Genomic DNA, 6,488 nt, shown 5'->3' with positions numbered 1-6,488 from the left:
GATGCAGGATATTTCTGCCTGCCCATGTTTTTGCCTTCCATTCTGGCGCAAGCCGCCGCCAAGCTTGGGATCGGGAGGCATTGAAGGCAAAAAGATGGGCAGGCAAAAACATGCAGACTGCGCTTGGAAGAGGTTTTGCAAGAGGCTCCTTCGTTCTGGGTTTCCAGTGCTGCTCGTTCTTCGCAGTCTGTCTCGCGGCTACCGCCGCCGCTCGGCTGGCGGTGGGGTGGTGGTAACCGTAGTAGCGCACGGCACGCAGTTTGGCGGGTTGGACATGGTGTAGGTGTCTTTTGACGAACTCTTCGCCGCTGAGTGGGAGGGTGCGGGTGACTGGGTTGTTGCGGTCGCTGCGGGAAACGGCGGCAGGCAACTGCTTGACTGATTTGCCGCAGATTCAGGAAGCCACCGATTGGATGCATCTGCGGCTTTTCTGAATCTGCGGCATTCCCTTTTCACATCAGGTGACGACGCGCCGTAGCATTCGATGCATGAGGTGGCTTTGACTGGCAACCTGCCCGCTTTATGAGCTGTGCTGACCGGCGATCATCTCCACGGATGGAGACGGTCGGCAGTGAGACGACGATTTTCAGCTATTTGGGTGCCCGAAACCCTCATCCAACTCCAGCCATGAATGACACCATCGTCCAGGAAGTCAGTGACATCCGCGCCGCCATCGCGGCAGAGTTTGGCTATGACCGCACGAAGCTCATCGCCTGGGCGCGAGGACAGACCAAGCGGCGCGAGACACTGGGTAACACACGTCCGAGTAAAACGCTGGCGGCCACAGGCGGGGCGGCGAAGTCTCCCGTGGCTCGGAAGCGCCGTGTGCGCCCTGCTCGTGTCTCAGGCTAGTGAAACACTGATTTAACACCGCAGTGGCAGGAACGCCGCAGAGAAAACCTTCTGGATCAATCCTCTGCGGCGTTCCAAATTGCCTTCGGCTGCTTCCGCTGCGCTCCAGAGCTGCGGTGTGGCTTTAATCAGCGGTTCCCTAGACGGCGTGCTCCTTGGTCCAAAACGTCAGCGTCTTCGGGGATTCGATCTCCTCACCGATCTCCTTCCACACAAACGTCGCCTGCAACTCGGGATGCCTCGTGTAGCCCTGGCTGCGCCAGAAGTCATCGAGCGGACGATAGCCTGCGGGACGCAGCGGATGGTCGGCGGGGCGGTCCACGGCGCAGAAGGTGCTGAGTTTCAGGCCCAGAGTGCGAACGTGAGCTTCACGACGAGCGAAGAACTCCTTCCCGATGCCTTGGCCGCGATACTGCGGCAGGAGGATGGATTCGCCGAAGTAGCAGATGGTGGCGAGATCGTAACCTGCATTCACAAAGGCCGCCTGAAACTCCGGGCCTTCATCGAGCATCGGCAGACAGGTGGTGGCACCGACGACGCGGTCGTCATCGAAGGCCAGCACGACGAGGCTGTCCTGCGATTTGAGGTAGGTGCGCAGGTATTCGCGCTCGTAGTCGAGGCAGCCGTCATAGAGATACGGATACTCATGAAACACGGCGATGCGCAGCGCTCCGAGTGCATCGAGATGCGGTTCGAGTTCGGGGCCGTGGAAGTTTTGGAGACGAAGCATCGGGAAGTGGAGCGTCCTGATTTTCACAGGAGATAACGAAGTTAACGGAGACCGGATTGATGCAGAGTCAGACCTTTGTTTCCTCCGTTATCTCCTGTTCCAATCATTCTGGGAAGCATCAAGCGAACCGCTGCGCCATCTCCCGAATCCGCTTCCGCATGTTCGCGAGGCCGTTCAAACGTGTGGGGGAGAGCATTTTGGTGAAGCCGCAGCCTTCCCAGACTTTCGGCTCGATGGCGGCGACTTCAGCGGGATCGGCATCGGTATAAAGCTCGCACAACAACGCGGCGAGGCCTTTGACCATGGGCGATTCGGCATCACAGGCGAAACGGGAGCGGCCATCGACGAGTTCGCCATGCAGCCAGACGCGGGAGACGCAGCCGGGGACGAGGTTGGCCTCGATCTTGTGTTCCTCAGCCAGTTTCATCGCCGCACCGCGTGACACGACGGCGTTCAGGCGCTCGTGCGGGTCGTGGATGATGTTCAGGTCGTCGATGAGCGCCTGCTGTTGCTCCGCCAGGGTCATTTGATCTTCGCGAGACGGCCCTTGCTCCAGTTCAAACCAGCCTGGATGGCCTCATCGTTGGCGATGGCGGCGGCGAGTTTTTCCCAGATGGCGACGGCTTTGGCAAAGGCGGCTTTGGCCTCAGTTTTTTTGCCAGCAGCTTCAGTGGTGTGGCCCAATGCGCCATAAAGCTGTGCGAGTTGGCTGGACCACATGCGGCGCTCCGGCGTGAGTTTGTCCATGGCCGGCTGCGCGGCGATGAGAGCTTCGAGAGCTTCCACGGCCTGCTTCGCAATCGGAATGGCGGCGGCGGTTTTGCCGTTGTCCGCCATCAGCTCGGCGTATTCACCACGCAGCTTGGCCAGCAGGAAACCATAGCGCGCGTTGGTTTTGTCATCGGCGAGGATTTCATTCACCATCTCGATGGCGTCCTGCTTTTTCTTGCTGGCTTCGGCCGGACTGCCGGCATCACGTGCCAGTCCTGCCAGAGCGCCGTAGTTGCGGGCGAGGAGGTATTTCACCTCGGTCCATTCAGGCAGCAGCCGGTTCAATTCGAGCAGGATCGGCAGCGCCTGATTGTGCGCTTCCTTGGCATCGGCACCGCTGAAATGCCGACCGATGAGTTCCGCAAGTTCGGTGTAGGCCTCGGCGAGCAGCAGGGCCTGATCCTGATTGCGCGGACTACTGCCGAGCACGAGTTCGCCCATGTCCTTGACGGAATCGATCAGCGTGTTGAGCGCGTCCTCGACCTTGCCGGCGTCACGCTGGCTGATACCTTTGGCAAACTTCGCCCGGGCGAGGATGAATTTTTCTTCGTTGAGGAGATCGTGGCCGATGAGTTTCGGGTCAAGGATCGCCGGCACGCGTGCCATCGCCTGCTCGGAGTCGGTCACGTCACCGTTGCGCAGTGTGCGCAGGCCGTATTCGAGCCAGGCACGGGCGCATTCGTTGCGGGCGAGACGGTTTTTCGGATCAGCGGCCAGGCCTTTGTCGAGATTCAACGTGGCGTCCTTCAGCAGCGCGAGCGAGTCCACATGGCGGCCCTCACGTCCGCGAATGTCGGAGAGCAGCAGGCTGTAGCGGCCCAGCCACTGCTGGTAGAGCGCAATTTGAGCGCCTTCACCGGTGCCTTTGGCGATGAGTTCCGTCGCCTGCTCGCGTGCCTTCAAGAGAAACACCACCGCCTGCACGCTGTTGCGCAGCTTGAGGTGAAGCTGGCCAATATTGCCATACGCACGCAACCGTTCGACGCCGAGCGAGGGCGTCTGCTCCAACACCGGCAGGCCGCGCATGCAGTAGGCCAGTGCATCGTGGAGCTGCTCCTTCTGGAAGCCCGCCTCCATTTCGTTGCCGGTCGGCGTTTGCAGGAGCTGCGTGAGGAACTGGTCCACGGCATTCTGCGAGTTCTGCAAATTCTGATCCGCCACGGCCTTGGCGCTGCGCGCGATGTCACGCTCGCTCGTCAGCGAGGTAATGCGGCCATCGAGCGCATCTGTCTCAATCTTGTGGTTCGCGCTGATGTGGTCGATGGTCGTCTCGGCCTTTTGCGCTCGGCGCAGGGTGACAAAGGCATAGATGAAGCAGAAGACAAAGATGGTCAGCAGCGAGATGGCCGCCGTTTGCAGCGAGAGAACTTTCTTCGCCTGCTTCTGGCGTTCACGGACCGTCTGCTCGCGTGATTCCTCCAGCAGGTAGTCACTTTCGAGCACCTCGAATTCGCGCACGATTTCGCGCATGTCCGCCCAGCGCGCGGCGGGGTTCAGATCGAGGGCGCGTTCGATGATGTTGTGACGGCGCTCCTCCCACTTCGACTGCGCCGGCTGCGGCCAGACGATCTTCGGCTGTGATTTGACCGCAGTGAGCAGCGCATTGCTGTCAATCTGCACCGCGAGCCCTGCCGCCGCCTGCTGTCGCGCACGCTCGACCTCACCTGCCCACATGTCCGCACCACGGGGCAGCACGCCCGTGAGCAAACGATACGCCAGCACGCCAAAACTATACACATCCCACTTCGGCCCATAGCCGGCAAACACGCCATCCGGATTCTCCGCCTGCTCGGGGCAGAGATGCACAAAGTGATCCGTGAGATCGAGATGATGAATGCCGCCGACCCAGCCCTGCGCGATGTCACTGAGGCGGATCGAGGACTCCGCATCGTCTTCCAGCAGCACATTGGCCGGACGCAGATTGCCATGCGGGATGCCGTGTTTGTGCAGCCACGCCAGCGCATCGGCCACTTCATAAATGTGCCGCCACGCCTGTTCCGGCGGCAGGCCGTTGCAGGCGGATTCGAGCGACGGCGTCTGCCACAGGCGGCGGCCATGGCTGTCCTTCGTCATCACGCCGACCAGCGGCATCACGCAGTAGTAGGGCGTCTTGTCAAAACTGTAGCTTTCCACCGGCAGCACGCCGCGATGGTGCGGCATCTGCTGCAACGCATGGAACGCGGTGTTCAGCGCCTTGCGGTTGATCGCCATCGAGCTGAACACCTTGACCGCGCAGGCCTTGCCATGCGTGGACACCGCCCGGTACACGGCCCCGCAACTCCCGCTGCCGACCAGGTCCTGCAATTCATGTCCGGCGATTTCTGGCAGACTCATGCGTGCTTTGGTTGTCTCAAAAAGGTGAGGGTTGAACCCGGATGCCTCGGAAAAACCGGTGGGAGCGCATGCAGGGTGCGTACGATGGGGGCGGAATGCGAAATCTCAAATCTCAAATGCCGCTTTGCAAAAATCGCGTGCCACAACTGCCAGCACGGCCATGCTCATTGCACGCCGCATGAAAAACCCAAAGCCCGACCACCGCCCCGAAATCGAGGCCATCTATGCCGAGCTGGAGCGCCGCCCCCTGCCCCGCCAGTGCGAAATGCGCACCGGCTGCTGCCATTTTCGCCTCGCTGGCCACACCCCGCTGCTCACGAAGGGTGAGGCGCTCTATGCGGCCCAGGGCGTCCGTGCCAGTGGTCGCAAAGCCCTCAAACCCCATCCCGACGGTGCCTGCCCGCTCCTGGGCCGCGATGGCCGCTGCACCATCTACGCGCACCGCCCCTTCGGCTGCCGCACGCACTTTTGCGCCGAAGCCGGCGGCATGTATCCGCGCAAACACGTCGCCGATCTCATCCAGCGCCTCGAAGCCCTCGACGAACGCCTCGGCGGCGACGGCTCCCGCCCGCTCGAAGCAGCCGTCAGCGCCGCGCTGAAAAGTTGATGGTTCGAAGTTGATGGTTGATGGCCTGACTGACGCCGAGGCGTCAGTTTCTGGCTATCAACCATCAACTAACCCCTATCAACCACCTCAAGGCACCGCGCAATCCCGCGCCAGCTTCTGGCTGGCCTCGGACAGCTTCGCCAGCGGGTACGGCACCTCCGCTGCATTTGCCGGCATGCGCAGGACGACGTTCTCGCCTTCCAGCCGCACGAACCCGGCCTTGATCGTTTTGCCATCCAGATTCGTCCAGCTCATGATCGGCGGCAGCACCTTTTTCGCCGCCACGGGGGCCAGTTTCGGCGCATCTTTGTCAAAACTCGCGCCTTCCGCGATCCATTCCGTGATCTTTTTGATGTCACCGGCCGAAAGCTGCTCATCCGGCGGCATGTGATTCTTGCCATTATTGATCATGATATCGAGGAAATGGCTCTCCGCCGGCTTCCCTGGCCGGATTTGCGCCACGTCATTGTCGGCAATGTCGAGCTTGAAGGTTTCCAGCACGTCAAACACGAAGCCCCCCTTCCGCTTTTTGTTCTTCTCGCTGTGGCACTCGTAGCAGTTCTTTTCCAGGATCGGCTGGATGTCTTTCTTGAAGTCTGCCGCACCGGCGGTGAAGGCGGCAAGAAATGAAATGAGGAGGGTATGGCGAGGCAGGGACATGGGCGCGCGTTGGGGTCGGAGGAGAACGTGCCATGCCGCTTTTCCTTAGCCAGCAACTTCTTCCCGTGGCATGAAGACCCATGCCCCCCCAGCGCACCGTCTCCGAAGCCGCCGAACTGCTGCCCTTTCTCTTCGAGAACTGGCCCGACATGAAGCGCACCCGCCTCAAGCAGTGGCTCAAATTCGGCAGCGTCCGCGTCAACGACCACTCCGTGACCCGCCACGACCACAAGCTCAAGCCCGGCGACAAAATCACCATCAAAGTCGAACATGCGCCTCGGAAGGCCGCCGCGCCGCTACCTGCGGGCCTGGAAATCGTCCACGAAGATGATGCCATCATCGTCCTCCACAAAGGCTCCGGCTGGCTCACCGTCGCCCTCGACTCCGGCAACGGCCGCACCGCCTACGCCGCCCTCACCGACCACGTCCGCGCCACCGACGCCCGCAACCGCGTCTGGATCGTCCACCGCCTCGACCGCGACACCTCCGGCCTCATCGTCTTTGCCAAAACCGAGCCCTACAAGCGCGTGCTAC

The 6,488-nt window shown here is 61.3% G+C and carries 8 protein-coding genes; 3 read left to right on the top strand and 5 right to left on the bottom strand.

What is annotated here, in order from left to right:
* The coding region (locus ACKVY0_RS18380) for a transposase (protein ID WP_409216290.1) at positions 1-370 on the bottom strand (370 nt) is incomplete at its 3' end.
* 257 nt (positions 371-627) lie between these two features.
* Between ACKVY0_RS18380 and ACKVY0_RS18375 the strand changes: the two genes are divergently transcribed.
* Positions 628-852, top strand: a complete 225-nt coding sequence (locus tag ACKVY0_RS18375; protein WP_409216289.1) for a hypothetical protein — start codon at positions 628-630, stop codon at positions 850-852.
* 139 nt (positions 853-991) lie between these two features.
* On the opposite strand, the gene ACKVY0_RS18370 is transcribed toward ACKVY0_RS18375, so the two are convergent.
* The 3 genes from ACKVY0_RS18370 to ACKVY0_RS18360 all read right to left on the bottom strand — a co-directional run bounded on the left by ACKVY0_RS18370 (position 992) and on the right by ACKVY0_RS18360 (position 4,687).
* Positions 992-1,582: a GNAT family N-acetyltransferase gene (locus ACKVY0_RS18370; protein ID WP_409216288.1), complete on the bottom strand. Its 591-nt coding sequence runs from the start codon at positions 1,580-1,582 to the stop codon at positions 992-994.
* 118 nt (positions 1,583-1,700) lie between these two features.
* A complete protein-coding gene (locus tag ACKVY0_RS18365; protein WP_409216287.1) occupies positions 1,701-2,108 on the bottom strand; it encodes a SufE family protein in 408 nt (135 codons plus the stop codon).
* On the bottom strand, positions 2,105-4,687 hold the full coding sequence (locus tag ACKVY0_RS18360) for a protein kinase domain-containing protein (protein ID WP_409216286.1): 2,583 nt from the start codon (positions 4,685-4,687) through the stop codon (positions 2,105-2,107). The genes ACKVY0_RS18365 and ACKVY0_RS18360 overlap by 4 nt, the downstream gene beginning before the upstream one ends.
* 160 nt (positions 4,688-4,847) lie before the next feature.
* On the opposite strand from ACKVY0_RS18360, the gene ACKVY0_RS18355 reads away from it, so the two are divergent.
* Entirely contained in the window at positions 4,848-5,294 is a 447-nt protein-coding gene (locus ACKVY0_RS18355; RefSeq protein WP_409216285.1) for a YkgJ family cysteine cluster protein, read from the top strand.
* An 87-nt stretch (positions 5,295-5,381) separates the two neighbouring features.
* Here ACKVY0_RS18355 and ACKVY0_RS18350 read toward each other — a convergent pair whose 3' ends face one another.
* Positions 5,382-5,954, bottom strand: coding sequence for a c-type cytochrome domain-containing protein (locus tag ACKVY0_RS18350; protein WP_409216284.1), 573 nt, complete (start codon positions 5,952-5,954; stop codon positions 5,382-5,384).
* An 80-nt stretch (positions 5,955-6,034) separates the two neighbouring features.
* On the opposite strand from ACKVY0_RS18350, the gene ACKVY0_RS18345 reads away from it, so the two are divergent.
* The coding region (locus tag ACKVY0_RS18345) for a pseudouridine synthase (protein ID WP_409216283.1) at positions 6,035-6,488 on the top strand (454 nt) is incomplete at its 3' end.

Source organism: Prosthecobacter sp. (genome assembly GCF_046154365.1).
GTDB lineage: Bacteria > Verrucomicrobiota > Verrucomicrobiia > Verrucomicrobiales > Verrucomicrobiaceae > Prosthecobacter.
Note: the sequence above shows the minus strand (reverse complement) of the source record. Positions and strands in the feature narration are given on the sequence as shown.